At 73.1% G+C, this 16,636-nt stretch carries 15 protein-coding genes; 8 read left to right on the top strand and 7 right to left on the bottom strand.

Annotation, left to right across the window (positions count from 1 at the left end):
* Positions 1-21 precede the first annotated feature (21 nt).
* The gene (locus tag D7I43_RS01530; protein WP_120326515.1) at positions 22-240 is read left to right on the top strand and encodes a hypothetical protein; all 219 of its coding nucleotides are present in this window, start codon (positions 22-24) and stop codon (positions 238-240) included.
* Positions 230-2,101, top strand: coding sequence for an HEXXH motif domain-containing protein (locus tag D7I43_RS01525; protein ID WP_120326514.1), 1,872 nt, complete (start codon positions 230-232; stop codon positions 2,099-2,101). The genes D7I43_RS01530 and D7I43_RS01525 overlap by 11 nt, the downstream gene beginning before the upstream one ends.
* A 23-nt stretch (positions 2,102-2,124) precedes the next feature.
* Here D7I43_RS01525 and fxsT read toward each other — a convergent pair whose 3' ends face one another.
* The 4 genes from fxsT to sodN form a co-directional block, all read right to left on the bottom strand.
* A complete protein-coding gene (gene fxsT / locus D7I43_RS01520; protein ID WP_120326513.1) occupies positions 2,125-6,012 on the bottom strand; it encodes an FxSxx-COOH system tetratricopeptide repeat protein in 3,888 nt (1,295 codons plus the stop codon).
* Positions 6,013-6,133: 121 nt separating this feature from the next.
* Positions 6,134-7,624 (bottom strand): VMAP-C domain-containing protein, encoded by a 1,491-nt coding sequence (locus D7I43_RS01515; protein ID WP_147427219.1) that lies wholly within the window; start codon positions 7,622-7,624, stop codon positions 6,134-6,136.
* Positions 7,625-7,681: 57 nt separating this feature from the next.
* Positions 7,682-8,047 carry a hypothetical protein gene (locus tag D7I43_RS01510; protein WP_120326511.1) on the bottom strand — a complete coding sequence of 122 codons (366 nt, stop codon included), beginning with the start codon at positions 8,045-8,047 and terminating at the stop codon, positions 7,682-7,684.
* A gap of 377 nt (positions 8,048-8,424) precedes the next feature.
* Positions 8,425-8,829 (bottom strand): superoxide dismutase, Ni, encoded by a 405-nt coding sequence (sodN, locus tag D7I43_RS01505; RefSeq protein WP_120326510.1) that lies wholly within the window; start codon positions 8,827-8,829, stop codon positions 8,425-8,427.
* A 355-nt stretch (positions 8,830-9,184) separates the two neighbouring features.
* Here sodN and D7I43_RS01500 point away from each other — a divergent pair, with 355 nt between their 5' ends.
* From D7I43_RS01500 to D7I43_RS01490, 3 genes are all read left to right on the top strand, one after another.
* Complete coding sequence (locus D7I43_RS01500; RefSeq protein ID WP_120326509.1) at positions 9,185-10,498, top strand: radical SAM protein; 1,314 nt, start codon at positions 9,185-9,187, stop codon at positions 10,496-10,498.
* A gap of 91 nt (positions 10,499-10,589) precedes the next feature.
* The gene (locus D7I43_RS01495; RefSeq protein ID WP_240032759.1) at positions 10,590-11,576 is read left to right on the top strand and encodes a sigma-70 family RNA polymerase sigma factor; all 987 of its coding nucleotides are present in this window, start codon (positions 10,590-10,592) and stop codon (positions 11,574-11,576) included.
* Between the two features lie 88 nt (positions 11,577-11,664).
* Positions 11,665-12,531, top strand: coding sequence for a YybH family protein (locus D7I43_RS01490; protein ID WP_120326508.1), 867 nt, complete (start codon positions 11,665-11,667; stop codon positions 12,529-12,531).
* A 67-nt stretch (positions 12,532-12,598) separates the two neighbouring features.
* Here D7I43_RS01490 and D7I43_RS01485 read toward each other — a convergent pair whose 3' ends face one another.
* Positions 12,599-13,261, bottom strand: coding sequence for a response regulator (locus D7I43_RS01485; RefSeq protein ID WP_120326507.1), 663 nt, complete (start codon positions 13,259-13,261; stop codon positions 12,599-12,601).
* Positions 13,258-14,370, bottom strand: coding sequence for a sensor histidine kinase (locus D7I43_RS01480; RefSeq protein WP_120326506.1), 1,113 nt, complete (start codon positions 14,368-14,370; stop codon positions 13,258-13,260). Before D7I43_RS01480 ends, D7I43_RS01485 begins: the two co-directional genes overlap by 4 nt.
* A 214-nt stretch (positions 14,371-14,584) precedes the next feature.
* On the opposite strand from D7I43_RS01480, the gene D7I43_RS01475 reads away from it, so the two are divergent.
* A complete protein-coding gene (locus D7I43_RS01475) occupies positions 14,585-14,992 on the top strand; it encodes a DUF6223 family protein (protein WP_120326505.1) in 408 nt (135 codons plus the stop codon).
* Between the two features lie 52 nt (positions 14,993-15,044).
* On the opposite strand, the gene D7I43_RS01470 is transcribed toward D7I43_RS01475, so the two are convergent.
* Positions 15,045-15,893, bottom strand: a complete 849-nt coding sequence (locus tag D7I43_RS01470) for a sigma-70 family RNA polymerase sigma factor (protein ID WP_120326504.1) — start codon at positions 15,891-15,893, stop codon at positions 15,045-15,047.
* 83 nt (positions 15,894-15,976) lie between these two features.
* Here D7I43_RS01470 and D7I43_RS33165 point away from each other — a divergent pair, with 83 nt between their 5' ends.
* Positions 15,977-16,273 carry a hypothetical protein gene (locus D7I43_RS33165; protein ID WP_204985121.1) on the top strand — a complete coding sequence of 99 codons (297 nt, stop codon included), beginning with the start codon at positions 15,977-15,979 and terminating at the stop codon, positions 16,271-16,273.
* Positions 16,270-16,626 (top strand): DoxX family protein, encoded by a 357-nt coding sequence (locus D7I43_RS33160; RefSeq protein WP_204985120.1) that lies wholly within the window; start codon positions 16,270-16,272, stop codon positions 16,624-16,626. The genes D7I43_RS33165 and D7I43_RS33160 overlap by 4 nt, the downstream gene beginning before the upstream one ends.
* Positions 16,627-16,636: the final 10 nt, after the last annotated feature.

Raw genomic sequence — 16,636 nt, 5'->3', positions numbered from 1 at the left:
TCATCGGGAGGGTTGCCGTACATGGAGGAACGCCTCGCCGGTATCGAGTCCGAGCTGCTCGACCTGTCAGCGGTGACCGTAGCGACCCTACGATCCGTCGACTCCACCGGCATGACTGCGGCGATCTCGCGGGTGCGCGAGAGAGTTGCCGATACGGGGGGCAGCATCAGTGGCTACAACGGCTCCTTCCCCAGCCGGATGCGGCCCGCAGGGCCGGATTCGGAGGAACATGTCGTCTGACTCCCTCCCGTTAGGCCCGACGTACCTCGATCACGCGCACTTCCACACCCTGGCGACCGGCGCCGCCGACGAACCGAGCATCGCCGCACTCCGGCGGTCCGAGCGCAGCTGGCGGCTCATCGTGCTGCGGGCCCTGCTGGACACCTGCGGCACCCGCACCGACGCGACCGGTCCGCTCGCACCCGTCACCGACGCCTGGCAGCTCCTGGTCCGGGCCCACGCCGCCGCTCCGGACACCACCGAGGACGTCCTGGCCCAGCCACAGGTCGGCATCTGGGCCGCGCACACGCTGCGTCGCCTCCGCGACGACCCCCACACCCGGACACCGTTGTGGCTGGACGTCGGATACCTCCACGCCCTCGCGGCGGCGAGCGCCGCCCGCGCGGGCCTCACCTTCGCGATCGACATCCCGGCGCGACAGGGCTCCGCGGTGCTGCCCACCGTGGGCGCCGCGTCCGTCCCGCCGGACGTCGCACACGTGCGGGTGCGGGCCCGCACCGGCCAGGTCGAGATGGTGACCGACGCACGGACCGTGCGGTGTGCGCCCGGCGACCCGGACTGGCACGAACCCGTCCTCGTCGACGTCGACACGGACGGCGTCGGTCTCCGGGTCGAGTTGCTCGACCGCGACGTGTACCGGGACCTGCGCGGACCGGCGTCACCGGAGCCGTTGTCGCAGTCCGAGATCACCCGCTGGCGTGGGTGGCTCGCGCACGCCTGGGAACTGCTGGTCCGCGAGCAGCCCGACCGGGCACGGGCCATCACCGGGATCGTGCGGACCCTCGCTCCGGTGCCGCGCCGCGAGCCGTTCCGCCCACTGTCCGCCTCCGGCGCCGAGGCGTTCGGGGGCGTCCTGCTCTCCGAGCCCGACGACGGGGTGCAGCTCGCGGTGACCCTGGTGCACGAGTCGCAGCACCACAAGCTCGGCGCCCTGTCGCACCTGCTGACCCTCTGCGAGACCGGCGACGGCGTCCGCTACTACGCCCCCTGGCGGGACGATCCCCGACCGCTCGCGGGCGTTCTCCAGGGTGCCTACGCGTTCGCCGGCATCACCCAGTTCTGGCGGGTCCACCGGCAGCACGCGGCAGCGGGGGAGCGGGCGCTCGCGGACTTCGAGTTCGCGCTGTGGCGGCGGCAGACCCTCGACGTCCTGCGGGCGATGGCCGCGTCCGGCCGGTTGACGGGGCACGGCCAGCGGTTCGTCGAGACCCTGTACGCGGACCTGGCAGCCTGCCAGGACGATCCGGTGCCCCCGGCCGCCCTCGGGGCGGCTCACGCCGCCGCCGTCGACCACCGCGCGATGTGGCGGGGCCACAACATCCGCCTGGCCCCCGCCGACCGGGACGCACTCGCCGCGGCCTGGCAGCGCCGCGATCCCGCGGCGAAGGCCGTCCTCGCGGTCGGTGCCCGGACGGTGCTCGCGGCACCACCGGCGGGTGCGCTCGACGCGCGGGCCGTCCTGCGCCGGCACCTGCTGGTCGACGCGGACGCGTTCGGCCGGCTGCGCGCCACGCCCGACCGGGTGGGGGACCGGGTGGCCGGCGCCACGCCGGCCGACCTCGCCCTCGTCGCCGGCGACCTCGACGGGGCGCGCGCCGGATACCTCGACGAGCTGGGGCGGGACCCGTCGCACGTGCACGGCTGGGTGGGTCTCGGCCTCACCCAGCTCGACCGGCCCACCGATCCGGCGGTCCGCGCCCTGCTCGGCGCTCCGGAACTCGTCCTGGCCGTCGTCCAGGGACTGCGGTCGCGCGGCTCCGCGTCGGTGGCCCCCGACCCGGTGGAGCTGGCGAGCTGGCTGGGGCACGGGCTGGAACCGCTGTCGGACACCATCGACCCGGCGGGCTGGCCAATCGCCTGACCCGCCGGATCGACCGTGCGCCGCTACAGGGGGAGCGGGTCGATGTCGCAGTTCGCCCGCACGCCGGCCCCGACCGCCGCCACCGCCGGGTGCCGGACGCCGAGGGTCTGCCGCAGCTGTTCGAGGCTCGTGTCGAAGAGCATGCTCGCCTCCGCCTCGCGCCCGAGGTCCCGAAGGTCCATGGCGAGGTTGAGAGCGCACACGAGCGTCGTGGGGTGACTGGACCCCAGCACCTGACGCGCCTGGGTGAGGGTGTCCGCGTCGAGGGCGTGGGCCTCCGCGTAGTCGCCGAGTTCGTAGTGGTCGCTCGCCAGGTTGATCCGGGCGGCCAGCACGAGAGCGTGCGACGTGCCGAGGCGGTTGGTCAGCCGCGCCAGCGCCGCCTGGTCCAGGTCCCGAGCCTGCTCGCACTCGCCCAGCAGGCGGAGCGTCACCGCCAGGTCGACCTGCGCGCCCGCGGTGTGCGGGTGGTTCTCGCCGTACAGCCGGCGCAGGCCCTCCACCGCCGCCTCGGCCGCCTCCCGCGCGGCGCGCAGATCGCCGGTCAGCCGCTGGTCGATGGAGAACGTCAGCATGGCGAGCACCGTGTCCGGGTGGCCGTCGCCGTAGCGCGTACGGAAGCGGCGCAGCACGTCGCTCGACAGGTCGAGGGCGTCGTGGTGGTGGCCGGCCTTGCGACGGAAGCTCGCCAGCATGTGGCTCTGCCGCAGCAGATCCGGGTGGTCGTCGTACTTCAGCACCCGGCGGGCCGTGGCGACGACGTTCTCCTGGTTGGCGTGCGCCGCGATGTAGTCACCGAGCTCGCGCCGGTCGAGGTTGATGCCGCCGAAGGTGCTCAGGCTGTCCGGGTGGTCGGTGCCGTAGATCTGCACCAGGCGTTGGTACGTCTGCTCGTCCAGTTGCAGCGCGCGCCCGAAGAGGCCGGACAGCCGCATGCTCACCGCGAGGTTGTGCGCGGCGCGCAGCGTGAACGGCTCGTCCTCGCCGAAGTTCTGCTTCGCGTGGTCGTAGACGACCAGCGAACGTTCCAGCGCGCCGGCGAAGTCACCGGCGACGCGGTGGTCGGCGGCCACCGCGCCGATGGCGTACAGGGTCTCCTCCTGGTCGTCGCCGAGGGTCTGCCGGTAGAGCTCGAGCGTCCGGGCGTTGATGCTGGCCGCGGCGGCGTAGTCGCCCACGACGAAGTGCATGAAGCCGAGCCAGCTCGCCATGCGCAGGCTGTCCGGGTCGGCGCCGCCGCCGTCGGCGGTCCAGGCCGTCCACGCCCGCTGCGAGAGGTCCCGTGCGGCGAGGTGGTCGCCCCACCGCCAGAGGTACTTCGCCTCGTTGAGCACCATGTCCCGCACCAGGTCGTTCCCGCACTGCTCGGCGCCGGAGGCCACGATGTGCGGGTACAGCTCGGCGTACCGCGGCCAGTGGTCGGCGTCGTCGGGCTGGTCGGGGTCGTTGCCGGCGAGCAGCATGTGGGCGCCGTGCCGCAGGGCGTCGCGGTCCGCCGGGTCCATCTGGTCGATGAGCACCCGCTGGACGAGACGGTGCATCTGGAAGGAGTTCGTGCGGTGGTCGATCCGGGCCAGGGAGAGACGCCCGATCGTGCGGATCGCCCGGTTGAGGCGAACCGGGTTGCGGACGAGGGGGTCCAGATCCGGGTGGATGCGAAGCGCGCGCGGCTTCGACAGGAGGACCTTGCCGATCGGCTCGGGCGCGAAGAACGCGCAGACCTGCAACAACCGCAGCGCCGAAAGATCCTGCTCACGCAGCCAGTTGAGCGACACGTTCCACGCCGCGGCGACCAGCTCCGGGTAGTCCTGCTGCACCGACTCGTCGTCGAGGGCCGGGCGGCTGGCGTCGAGCAGCTCCAGGTACTCGTCGGCCGGCATCCTCGTCTCGGCGCGCCAGGCAGCGGCCTGCTCGATGGCCAGGGGAAGGTCGCCCAGGGCCGCCGCGAGCCGGTCGGCGTCGTCGACGGCCAGATCCGGCCCGCGACGGCGGAGCAGTTCGATGCTCTCCTGCCGCTCGAACACGTCGACCTGGAGGCTGCTCGCGACGTCCCGCCAGGCACTGTTGCGGGAGGTGACGACGATGCTTCCCGGCCCGCCCTTGGGGAAGAACTGCTCGACGTCGTCCGGATCCTCGGCGTTGTCGAAGATCAGCAGCCAGTTCGAGTACGGGCGGCCGATCCGCAGCGCCTCCAGCACCGCCGGCACTGCCGTGTTGGCGGTCGACGGCACCGGCAGGTCCAGACGCGCCGCCAACTCCACCAGCGCGGACTGGATCTGGGCCGGACGTTCGGCCGGGATCCACCAGATGAGGTCGAAGTCCTGCTGGTGGAGGTAGACGTACTCGATGACGAGCTGCGACTTGCCCACCCCGCCGGCGCCGTGCACCGCCTCGGGCAGCACCGCGGTGGTGCCGGCGCGCAGGCGCTGGTGCAGGGAGTCGAGCATCTCCCGGCGGCCGGTGAAGTTCGCGTTCCGCAGCGGCAGGTTGCCGACGATCGCCGGCAGTTGCCCGTCCAGCCGCTGTACGGTCTGCCGATCGTGGGTCGGTGTCCTGCTCGGGATGATGCCCGGCTCGGCGTCCAGCGTGGCGTGCGGTGCGATGCCGAACGAGCCCCCCGAGCCCGGCGAGTTCACTCTGTCAGACATTCCGGACTCCATGGTCCTGTGAGCGGTAACGGACGGTGGCTGCAGTACTCGACGTACCTGCCGTGGGATGGGCGAGCCGAGGGCCTGACCCAGCCGTGCGGCTGCGACGAGGTTCGGCCCGCCCAGTGAGAGGTGAACAGCCAGCTCGACCCGCAGATACGGCTCGGCGGCCGGAGTGACGCGCTCGTACGACGCGTTCCGCGGATCCTTGACGCGAAGGGTCAGGTTGCGCACGGCCTCGACGTCGTGCGCCAGTTCGTACTCCACGACGTGCTGGACCTCGACGGTACGGTCGCGGTACCCGAGCGTGAGGAGCCGCTCGCGTACGCCGTGCACGAACTCGTACCTGATGCGGGTGTCGCCCGTCGCCGCCCCGTGCGGGACGGGCCGCACCAGGTCGCTCGTGAGCACCTCGGTCAGGTGCTCCGGCCCCGACCGGACCACCGTCCTCGCCACCGCGCGCACCACCCGGGCGTTGAGGGGAGCGGCCGCCAGCCGGGTCGCCAGCGTGAACGCCGCCGGCGAGGCGGTGGCCCGGAACCGGGCGACGAGATCGTGAGCGGTGAGCGACCGGCTCGGTCGGCGGCCGTTCGGGGCCTCGGGCGGCAGCAGGAGCGCGGGCATCCGCAGCTCGCCCGCCGCCGGCCCGGCCAGCAGCCGGCTCCATCGCTGCAACCAGTCCGTGCCGCGCTCGATGACCGGTACGGCCGTCAGCGGGGTGTCGTCCCGCTCGTCGGGGGGCCGGAGATCCAGACCGCTCACCCGCCATGCCGAAGCGGAGGTCGCCGGGCCGGATCCGGCCAGGCTCCACGCCACCTCGGTGGTGTCCATTCCGCGTTCGCGCCACCGCTGCTGGGGCAGGAGGTTGACCACCGCGACCGTCATGGTGTCGGCCCAGGAGACGAGCACGGGGTGGACGAGCCCGCTCCGCCAGGCGTCGGAGCCGCCGTGCGTCAGCAGGAACACGACGCGTCGCCCGGTCGGATCGACCAGACTCGCGGGCGCGGCGGGGACGGTGTCCGGCCCACCGGTGAGCCGGAGTGCGCCCTCCGCGACTGCCATGCGCAGGACGTCGACGGAGGCGAAGGCGCGCTGGGCGCGGAGAACGGCGACGAAGGTCGAGATCTCGTCGGCCCAGAACTCCATCACCGGGTCGTCGTCGACGACCACGACGAGGTCCCGGTCGCCGTCGGGGAGGTCGAGCCGCAGCCCGTCCGCCGGGCGGCTCAGGGGAGCGGCGGTCGCCGGCGCCGAGCCGTTCATCACAGACCCGCCGTTGCCGGCGCGGGCCGGAGCGACGTGCGACGGCAGCGCCTGGTGACCCCTCCGCCCGTCCCATCGGGACGCCGGCCGGCGGCGATCCACGTCCCGTGACCGTTGCCGCTCATGCAAGGACCTTTCGCCTGTCGCCGTCGACGGAAACCGCCCCGCCCGGCTGCCGATCCGGATCGTCGAACAAGATCACGAAGCCGTGCCCGATGTGCTGGTCCAGGCCCTTGGGGTCCTCACTCCACGCCTGCTGCCGCAGGTGCGCGGCACGGTGGGGAAGCTCGGTCACTCCGGGGCCCGACGCCCGATCGCCGATCATCGACGCAACAGTCTGGCACAGTTCCTCTGTGGACGATGCGTTGCGGTGCCAGATGATCGCCGGCACCCCGGACCGCAGCCCGACGAGCAGTTGCCGCTCACCGACACTGCCCGCGGTCGGGGACTCGCTGAGCACCAGGACGACGACGCCGCTGTCCCGCTTGAGGGTCGCCTCGAGCTGGACGTCGGCATGGTGCCGGGACGCGCAGTGGACCGGCGGCCACCCCTCGCTGTCGCGGCTGGCGAGGCTGTGCCAGCGGCTGCGCCAGACCCGGTGCCACCGGCTGGCGCGCAGGCGCTCCAGGCTTCTGATCACCAGGGGGTACTCGGCGGTCAGCGGACTCGGCATCAGGGAGTGCAGTTCCTTGCGCCAGGTGTCGACGGGCTCGTTGATCAGCTGCCAGGGAAGGACGAACTCGATGGTCACCGCGCCGGCCTGGTCCGCCCAGCGGCGCTCGGTCTCGTCGATGACCTGGTCGACGGCCGCTTCGAGGTCGCCGTACGGGACGTGGCGGTCCTCCCCGCGGATCGGCTGCCACACCGCCGACGCCCACTGATACCAGTGCGACATGATGTACGTGTCGTCGTCGCCGCCGTACTTCTCGAACTGGATCACGAGATAGGCCGTGCCGGCCGGCGGCGGAGGGCTGGACGCGGACTCCTCGACCTGATCCGCGACACCCCAGTCCTTCGCCAGTCGCGCGACCAGCTCGCGGAGCCGGTCGAGCGACGCCTGCGGCACGACGGTGGCCACCCTGTCCAGCAACGGCAGCCACGGCGGCACCTCACCGTGCGAGTTCGCGGACGCGAGATGAGCGAACAGGTCCCAGGCCGTCCGGCACCAGGGCGGGGCCGGCGTCGCGCGGACCTCGGCGACGAACCGGCGCAGGTCGCCGGTGACCTCGACGGCGGACAGCACGCCGCGCAGCCAGGGCAGGTCGTAGTCGGCGAACAACTCGACGACCTGCCACTCGTCGGCCAGCTGGAGGAGCGCGACGGTCTGCTCGCTGCCGGGTTCGAGCAGCTCCAGACACTCGACGAGGCAGCGCAGCCCGCCCGGGCGGTCCACGCACACCGTCACCAGCTCCACGATCTGCGGCCGGAGCAGGCCCAGCTCCCGGTAGCCCAGGGCGCCGCCCAGCGCGTGGCCCAGTTCCTGGAGCAGCAGCTGCCGGCTGTTGGGATCGCGGATGACCGACGACGCCTCCATCACGGCGGCGATCTGTCCGACGAGTCGGCGGCGTTCCTCCGCTACAGCTGGCGAATAGCGCCGCGGGGCCTCACGCACGGCCCTCATCTGATCGCTCACCGGCGGGGCCTCGGCGGGGCACTGCGGCCGGCGCCATCAGGGCCGCTCCGACGCGAACGGGTCGAGCCGTTCCAGCGCCTCGACGACGTCGGCCGCCTCTCCGGTCACCTCCACGCGTCGTCGCTGGGCACCGTCGTCGAGGATCGCCCGCACGCTGAGCTGGCCGCCCCGCCGGCGCAGCAGCGACTGGAGGGCGTACCAGCCGGCGGAGGAGCCGATCCCGACGCCGATCTGCAGCAGCGTGTCGGTCACCAGACCGCGTGACGAGACGAAATCGCATTCCGTGGCAGGATGCCAGGTGTCGACGGCGAGCCCCGCGGCCCGCAGTTCCTGGATCAGGGCCGGGGTGGAGTCGGGGTAGATCCCGACGTCGCCGTCCTCGGCGAGCGGAAGAAAGGTCACGTCGGCGCCCGGCCGCGGGCCAGGATCGCGGTGGCGGTCCGTGGCGACAATCGAGACCTTTGGTGACATGCGCCTATCGTATTAGCCGGCACGGCGGCCGTGGCATCGGCGAAGTGTCGCCAACTTGACACATCTCGATGTCGCTGACCATTGACTCGTCGCCGTGCTCCGGCTCGACCGCCGACTGGTCGGCGGTCCGCCGCGGTCGGCCGGGACCGGCGGGCGAGCGGGCCGGGCCCGGGCTCCGGCGAACGCCACGGCCGGAGAATGGCCGGCTCCCGGCCAACGCGGCGGCGGGCGGCGGCACCCCGACCTCCGAGGTGCCACCGCCCACCCAGCGGGCCGGCGGCGTCACCGCCCGGCCGGCCCCGTGGCCGTCAGGCCTGCTTGGTCTCCCAGAAGATCTCCGCGATCTCGTTGATCTTCGCGAGCAGGCGGTCCGCCACCTCCGGGTCCGCGGACCCCTTGGCCCCGCTCGCGCCGGCCAGCTTGGTGGCCTCGTTGAAGAGGCCGTGCAGCTGGGGGTACTTCTCGAAGTGCGGCGCCTTGAAGTAGTCGGTCCACAGCACCCAGAGGTGGTGCTTGACCAGCTCGGCCCGCTGCTCCTTGATGAGCAGGGCCCGCGTCCGGAACTCCGGGTCGTCGTTGGCCTGGTACTTCTCGCAGATCGCCTTGATGGACTCGGCCTCGATCCTCGCCTGAGCCGGGTCGTAGACACCGCAGGGCAGGTCGCAGTGGGCGCTCGTCACGGTGCGCGGGGTGAAGAGGCGTGGCAGTCGCATCAGATTCATCCTTCTTCCGACGGTGGCGGGGAGCGGCGGGCGGCGTCGACGCCCGTGGGGCGCCGGCTCCCACGCCGGGGGCAACATCCGGACGTTAATACCTGAACGTCACTTGAGGTCAACCCCCGTGAAGTGGATCTCAGTCCGCCGAACGTGCCCGAACGGGAGTGGTACGGTCGACATCTCTCGAACGCGGGCCTTCCAGGCCCGAAATGCCTCGCGACGGCCCCTGCACGCCACAGGAGCCGTCACTGCCGAGCCAGGCGGGTTGGCTGCCGAGGCGGTCCCCGGGGAGTTCCCCGCCCGGTCTCACGCCGTCGCCAGGCGCGGCGAACAACCGACACGGGGAGGGCGCATGCAGTCGCGTACGGATCTCATCGAGGACCTCATGGGGCGCTTCCCCCACGTGCCCCGTGAAGCGGTGATCAAGGAGGACCTGCTGCGCGGCGGCCTGGCCTTCGACGACTCTGCGCTGACCGACAACGAGAACGGCGAGGTCAAGCCCAAGTCGTACTTCATCTTCTCGTTCGACCACCGCACGCTGCCCGAACTGGGCGCCGCCGCCCTGCGCCGGCCGCCGGAGGAGATCGTGCTCACCGGCGGCCCCTACGAGCTGCGCCGCACGGTCGTGTCGGTCCGCACCAACCCCGACTCGCCGTACCGGGTCAAGCCGGACGAGGACGGCCGGCTGAGGCTGTTCCTCGACGGGCGGGCGATCGCCGAGGTGGGCCTGCCCCCGATGCCGGACTACTACCGGCACACGCTCGCCAACGGCAAGTCGGTCATGGAGGTGGCGCCGACCATCCAGTGGGGCTACCTCATCTACCTGACCGTGTTCCGGGTCTGCCAGTACTTCGGCGCCAAGGAGGAGTGCCAGTACTGCGACATCAACCACAACTGGCGCCAGCACAAGAAGGCCGGCCGCCCGTACACGGGCGTCAAGCCGGTCGACGAGGTCCTCGAGGCGCTGGCGATCATCGACCGGTACGACACGGCCCGCGCCTCCCAGGCGTACACGCTGACCGGCGGCAGCATCACCTCGAAGGTCGACGGGCTGGCCGAGGCGGACTTCTACGGCCGCTACGCGCAGGCGATCGAGGAGCGGTTCCCGGGCCGGTGGATCGGCAAGGTGGTCGCCCAGGCGTTGCCACGGGAGGACGTGCAGCGCTTCCACGACTACGGGATCCGGATCTACCACCCGAACTACGAGGTGTGGGACAAGCGGCTGTTCGAGCTGTACTGCCCGGGCAAGGAGCGGTACGTGGGCCGGGAGGAGTGGCACCGCCGCATCCTCGAATCGGCCGAGGTCTTCGGCCCGCGCAACGTCATCCCGAACTTTGTCGCCGGCGTCGAGATGGCGGCCCCGCACGGCTTCACCAGCGTGGACGAGGCCATCGACTCGACCGCGGAGGGCCTTCAGTACTTCATGTCGCGGGGGATCACCCCGCGGTTCACCACCTGGTGCCCCGAGCCGACCACCCCGCTCGGCCGGGCGAACCCGCAGGGCGCGCCGCTGGAGTACCACATCCGGCTGCTGGAGGTGTACCGCGCGACCATGGAGGCCAACGGCCTGTCCAGCCCGCCCGGGTACGGTCCGCCCGGACCGGGCCGGGCGGTCTTCTCGGTCAGCTCGTTCATGGACAGCCTGCCGGCCGAGTCGACGGACTGAGCGCCGCCGTGCCGCCCGTCCGACGTCGGAGGGTCGACGTAGCCTGGCGGGGGTGAGCGCGGATCGTGGGAGCAGCCCGGGCCGGGTGGACGTGTCGGAGGCGGCGCGGTTGCTGTCCGCCGCGCAGGCGGGTGACGGCGACGCCTTCGGCCGTCTCGTGGGGCCGTTGCGGGACGAACTGCGGGCCCACTGCTACCGGCTTCTCGGGTCGGTCCACGACGCCGAGGACGCGATCCAGGACGCCCTGGACCGGGCGTGGCGCAACCTGGGGCGGCTGGAGGACCACGCGTCGATCCGTCCGTGGCTCTACCGGATCGCGACGAACCGGTCGCTGACGATCATCGAGCGGCGGGGGCGCCGCGAGCTGCCCACCGACCTGAACCCGGCCGGTGTGCCCTCGGCCGAGGTGGCGTGGCTGGAGCCGTACCCGGATCGGCTCATGGGCTGGACGGCGCAGCTGAGCCCGGAGGCGCGCGTCGTGGCGCGGGAGAGCGTGGAGCTGGCGTTCGTCGCCGCCCTGCAGCACCTGTCGGCCCGGCACCGGGCCGTCCTGCTGCTGCGCGACGTCCTCGGCTACGCCGCCGGCGAGGTCGCCGACCTGTTGGGCACCACGGTCGCCGCCGTCAACAGCGCCCTCCAGCGGGCCCGCGCGGTGCTCGCCGTGAGGCTTCCGCAAGCGAGCCAGCAGCGGACCCTCCGCTCCCTCGGCGACGCCGCCCAGCGGGAGCTGGCGCGGCGTTACGTGGCCGCGTGGGAGGCCGGTGACGTCGACGCCATCGTGGCGATGCTGACCGAGGACGCCCGGTACTCGATGCCGCCGCTGCGGGTGTGGTACGCGGGCCACGACGGGATCCGCCGGTTCCTGGACGACGCGGTGCGGCGGCACCGCTGGCGTTTCCTGCCGGCGCGGGCCAACGGGCAGCTCGCGTTCGGCACGTACCTGTGGAACGACGAGCGGGGCGCGTACGTCCCGGCGGGCCTCGACGTGCTCGCGCTCCGCGGCCCGCGGGTGGCCGAGGTGGTGTCGTTCCTCGACGCCGACTTCGCCGCCTTCGGGCTGCCGGTCCGGTTGCCCTGACCGCCCGCCCCGCCCACGCGATGATTTTCCGCGCCGGCCCGGGTTGTAGTCCTGACGGACACACCGACCCGGAAGGACCGAGCAGCGCATGCCCACCAACGAGGAACAGATCCGCACCCTGATCGAGCGCTGGGCCGAGGCCGTGCACGGCGGCGACCTCGCCGGTGTCCTCGCCGACCATGCCGAGGACATCGTGATGTTCGACGTGCCGCCGCCGTACGAGGGCGTGCGCGGCCTCGACGCATACCGCGAGACGTGGCTCCCGTTCTTCCGGTGGCAGGCCGGGGGCGCGTCGTTCGAGATCGAGTCACTGGAGGTCACCGCCGGCGACGAGGTCGCCTTCGCGTACGCCCTGCTGCGCTGCGGCACCGACCAGGACCTCGCCGACGACCCGCAGAACCGGCTGCGGTTGACCCTCGGCCTGCGCAAGCGGGACGGCCGGTGGGTGGTCACCCACGAGCACCACTCGTTCCCCCTCGTCACGCCCGCCGCCACGGCCGACGGCGCCCACGCCGCCGAGCAGGACCTCCGCCTGCTGCACGAGCGCTGGTTCGACAGCACGGCGGCCAAGGACCTCGACGGCCTGATGGCCGCCATCGCCGACGACGTCGTCTCCTACGAGCACGAGCAGCCCCTGCGGTACGACGGCGTCCAGGCCGTACGCGAGGTCTGCGAGGCCGGCCTCGCAGCGTCCGGCGACGGCACCGTCACCTGGCGCGTCCCCGACCTGACCATCCTGGTCGACGGCGACCTGGCCGTCGCGTGGGGTCTCAACCACATGCGGGTGACCGGCCCTCCCACCGTGGAGAGCTGGTCGCGTGGCACCCGGGTCTTCCAGCGCAGGAACGGCGCCTGGCTGATGGTGCACCAGCACCTCTCCTACCCGTACGACCCGTCGAACGGCGCGGCGAGGACCGACCTGCGCCCCGACGGTGGAGACCCCGCCGGGTCATGAAGGTGTCGCCGGCGAGTCCCGACGACACCTTCGTGACCACCGGGTGGCCTACGGGGAGAGAGGGGCCTCAGCGGCTTCGGGGCGCCACGAGACCGGACTCGTAGGCGAGGACCACGAGCTGCGCGCGGTCGCGGGCGCGCAGCTTGGCCATGGCCCGGTTGACGTGGGTCTTCGCGGTCGTCGGGCTGATGACCATGCGCTCGGCGATCTGGTCGTTGGACAGGCCCTGCGCGACCAGGGCCACCGCCTCGCGCTCCCGGTTGGTCAGCCCCTCCAGGGTCCTGCTCGCGGCGGCGTCGACCGGCTGGGTGACGTACCGGTTGATCAGCTTCCGGGTGATCGACGGTGCGAGCAGGGCGTCGCCGCGCGCGGCCACCCGCACGGCGTGCAGGAAGTCCTCCGGCTGGATGTCCTTCACGAGGAACCCGGCCGCGCCGGCGCGCAGCGCCCTGAAGACGTACTCGTCGAAGCCGTAGTTGGTGAGGATGACGACGTGCACCGAGGCGAGGGCCGGGTCGGTGGCGATGCGTCGGGTCGCCTCGATCCCGTCGACGACCGGCATCTGCACGTCGATGAGCGCGACGTCGGGCAGATGTCGCCGCGCCAGCGCCACGCCCTCGCCGCCGTCGGCCGCCTCGGCCACCACCTCGATGTCGTCCTCGACCTCCAGGAGCGCCCGGAATCCGCTGCGGATGAGCGGCTGGTCGTCGACCAGCAGGACACGGATCACGACGCGTCCACGGGAAGCTCGGCCTGGACGGTGAAGCCGCCCTCGCGGCGCGGCGCGGCGCGCAGGCGACCGCCGAGGGCGGTGACGCGTTCCCGCATCCCGAGCAGCCCGACACCGGGCACCGGCGTGGTGTCCGACGTGGCCGTGCCGTCGTCGTCGACCCGGATGACCAGAGCGTCGGGACGGTAGTCGATCCGTACCCACGCCGTCGCCGCCGCGGCGTGACGGGCGACGTTGGTCAGCGACTCCTGCACGATCCGGTAGGCCGTGCGGTCCACCGCGGACGGCACGTCGTTGCGGTGGCCCTCGATCGTGAGCTTCGCGTCCAGGCCGGCCGTCCGGGCCCGTCGCACGAGTTCCGGAACCTGGTCGAGTCCCCGCGGCGGGTTCTTGTCGTCGTCGCGCAGCGCCTCCAGGGTCGCCCGCAGTTCCCGGGCCGCCTCACGGCCGGCCTCCCGGATCGCCAGCAGGGCCTCCGGCACCTGCTCGCCCCGCTTCTGTGCCAGGTGGACGGCGACCTCGGCCTGCACCTTGATGACGGAGATCTGGTGGGTGAGCGAGTCGTGCAGCTCCCGCGCGATGTGCAGCCGCTCCTCGTTGGCGCGTCGCCGCGCGGTCTCCTCGCGCGTGCGCTCGGCCTCGTCGGCGCGGCGCTCGGCCTGGCGCAGCGCCTCGCCCGCCGCCCCCGCGGCGATCAGCCACGCCAGCTCCAGGGCACCCCGGGCCCGCGCGAACGCCTCGCCCGTGTCGTGCAGGCCGGAGGCCATCGCCGCGAGGGGGAGAGCGGCCAGCATCAGCACGCTCACGACCACCGTGGCGGTGCGCCGGCCTTTCCGCACGGCGGCGTAGACCGCCACGAGGTACGCCACGGCCGGCACGTCGAACCCGGCCGCCTGATAGCCCACGGCGCACAGCCCGGTGACGGCCAGAACGGGAACCGGAGCGCGGCGGCGCGCGAGCAGCGCCAGGCCGCCGGCCGCCAGCAGCGCGGAACCGAGCACGTCGACGCCGGTGGCGGGACGGTGCCCGGACAGCCCGGTGGCCAGGAGGATCGCGGCCACGCCGACGGCGATGGCCCAGTCGCTGACACCGACGCGTCCCCTGCCCATGCGCGAACCCTAGCCGTATCCGTCCTCGCGTGACTCCTGCCGACGGACGACCGCCGGGTACCGCGTCCGCAGTAGCGCCGCGCCCCCTACCGCATCCGTGGCAGCCGGGTACGCCGCACGCGGCACCGGGAAGTGACCGCGCCGGCAGGACGACAGGGGACGGACCCGCGGAGACGATCAGACGGCACCCGTCCTGGGAGAAGAGGAGCAGCACATGTCCGTCCACCATCTGTCCGCCGCAGTCCTGACCGGCGCCGCCGGGCTCGCCCGGCCCGCGGTCGCGTACGTCTCGGCCGAGCCGGCGGCCGTCGACGCCTACACCCTGACCGCCGGGCGGCTCGCCGGCAGCGTGGCCGCACTGGTGGCGCTGGCCGGCGTGGTCGTCGGTGGCCTGGCCCTGGCCCGGTCCGCCCGCGGTGCCGGCACGGGACGGCGAGGAGGCATGGTGGCCCTCACGGCGGGGCTGGTCGGCATGGCCATCGGTGGGATCGTGGTGGCCGCCGCCGACGGCGGGCCCGGCACCGGCTACGGGATCGTCGGAGGGTTCGTCGCCCTCGCGATCGGCCTGGTCGCCGTGGCCCTCGGCTGGCTCGCCACGGCCCGTTCCCGCCGCACGGCCTGACCCACGCCGCACCCGGGAGGTCGGGGCGTCACCCGTCCCGCCGCCCGGGTGGTCAGCCGGCCGCCGGCAGGGACACGACGCCGGGTTCGTAGGGGGCGATGCCGATCCCGGTGACCAGCCCGTCCCGGACGCGGATCCGGATCAGCGCGTACGGGTGCCCGCCGGGCGCGATCAGCGCTCCCGGGCGGCCCTCGACGACGACCGGAACGGCGGAGGCGATGCGGTCCACGAAGGCGCGGGTCTCCTCCGCGACCGCCCGGGCGCCCCGGACGACCGCCCGCGCACCGGCGGGAAGCAGACGCCGGTCCGCCGTACGGACGACGTCGGGTGCCATGAGCGTGACGAGCCGCGCGATGTCGCCGCCGCGCGCGGCCGCGAGGAAGGCGTCCACGACGTCGGTCTCCTTCCCGAGCCGCCCCGGGTCCGCCGGGCCGGCGCCTTCGAGCCGGAGCCGCGCGCGGCTGGCGAGCTTCTTCGCCGAGGCCGCTGTCGTGTCGAGCACCGCCGCCACCTGGTCGAACGGCACGGCGAACAGGTCGTGCAGGACGTAGGCCACCCGCTGCCGGGGGGACAGCTCGCCGAGGACGACGAGCAGGGCCCGCGACACCTCCTCGCGACGGAGGAACGCCTCGTCGACGGCGATCTGCTCGCCGGGGACGTCGTCGGCCGTGAGCGGCACCTCTCCGCGGCGGCGGCGGGCCCGGAGCAGGTCCAGACACAGCCGTGCGGTCACCGCCGTGAACCACCCGTCCGGGTTGGTCACCTGCGCCGGGTCGGCCGACTGCGCGCGCAGCCAGGCGGTCTGCACCGCGTCCTCGGCGTCGTGGTGCGAGCCCACGATGCGGTGGGCGAGCGACAGCAGCCGCGGCCGGGAAGCCTCGAAGTGCTCAACGAGATCCACGGTGGGGTCACCTTTCGTGCGTGCCGAGCGTCAGGAGGGCGAGAGGGAAGACATCCGACGAACGAGCGCACACGGAGGCACCGATGAGTGTACAGATCGTCCGATTCACCGCCCCCGCCGAACGGGTGCCCGAGGTGGAGGAGGCCATCCGGCACCTGTTCGCCGCGGTCGAGGAGGCCGGGCCGGCCGGCATCGAGTACACCGCGGCGCGGGTCGGCGACGGCCCCGAGTTCCTGCTGACGCTCCGGCTCCCGGACGGCGCGGCCAACCCGCTCCTCGGCATCCGCGCGGCGGGGGAGTTCCGTTCCCGGGTCGCGGACTGGGCGGGCGCCCCGGTGCCGCCGCAGACCCTCCACGTGCTGCGGAGGTACGCGCGGTGACGACCGTCACGCTCGCCGGGACCGTCCTGTGCATCCTCGCCAACGCGTTCGAGGTGGCGGCGAAGGCGGTCCGGGCGCGGTTCGTGGTGCGCAACTCCACCGAGGTCGGCGTCGCGCCGGGGTGGATCCCGTACCTGGCGACACTCGAGGGAGCCGGGGTCGTCGGCCTGGTGGTCGGCCTCCTCGGACCGCGTCCCGTCGGGCTGGCCGCCGCCGTCGGGCTCGTCGCGTTCTTCGTCGGCGCGGTCCTCGCCCACGTCCGCGCCCGGGTGTTCCACAACATCGCCTTCCCCGTCGCCTTCCTCGCCCTCGCCGTCGCCGCCACGGCGCACTTCGCGTGGACACCCGGCTGACCCGATCCCC

This window comes from Micromonospora globbae (assembly GCF_003610785.1).
Classification (GTDB): domain Bacteria; phylum Actinomycetota; class Actinomycetes; order Mycobacteriales; family Micromonosporaceae; genus Micromonospora; species Micromonospora globbae.
Note: the sequence above shows the minus strand (reverse complement) of the source record. Positions and strands in the feature narration are given on the sequence as shown.

Bases quoted from the DNA above. Each gene is read 5' to 3' on its own strand.
- D7I43_RS01475 (WP_120326505.1), top strand. From the start codon at position 14,585: ATGTCCGTCCACCATCTGTCCGCCGCAGTCCTGACCGGCGCCGCCGGG.
- D7I43_RS33165 (WP_204985121.1), top strand. From the start codon at position 15,977: ATGAGTGTACAGATCGTCCGATTCACCGCCCCCGCCGAACGGGTGCCC.
- D7I43_RS01530 (WP_120326515.1), top strand. From the start codon at position 22: ATGGAGGAACGCCTCGCCGGTATCGAGTCCGAGCTGCTCGACCTGTCA.
- sodN (WP_120326510.1), bottom strand. From the start codon at position 8,829: ATGCGACTGCCACGCCTCTTCACCCCGCGCACCGTGACGAGCGCCCAC.
- D7I43_RS01490 (WP_120326508.1), top strand. From the start codon at position 11,665: ATGCCCACCAACGAGGAACAGATCCGCACCCTGATCGAGCGCTGGGCC.
- fxsT (WP_120326513.1), bottom strand. From the start codon at position 6,012: ATGAACGGCTCGGCGCCGGCGACCGCCGCTCCCCTGAGCCGCCCGGCG.
- D7I43_RS01500 (WP_120326509.1), top strand. From the start codon at position 9,185: ATGCAGTCGCGTACGGATCTCATCGAGGACCTCATGGGGCGCTTCCCC.
- D7I43_RS01525 (WP_120326514.1), top strand. From the start codon at position 230: ATGTCGTCTGACTCCCTCCCGTTAGGCCCGACGTACCTCGATCACGCG.
- D7I43_RS01480 (WP_120326506.1), bottom strand. From the start codon at position 14,370: ATGGGCAGGGGACGCGTCGGTGTCAGCGACTGGGCCATCGCCGTCGGC.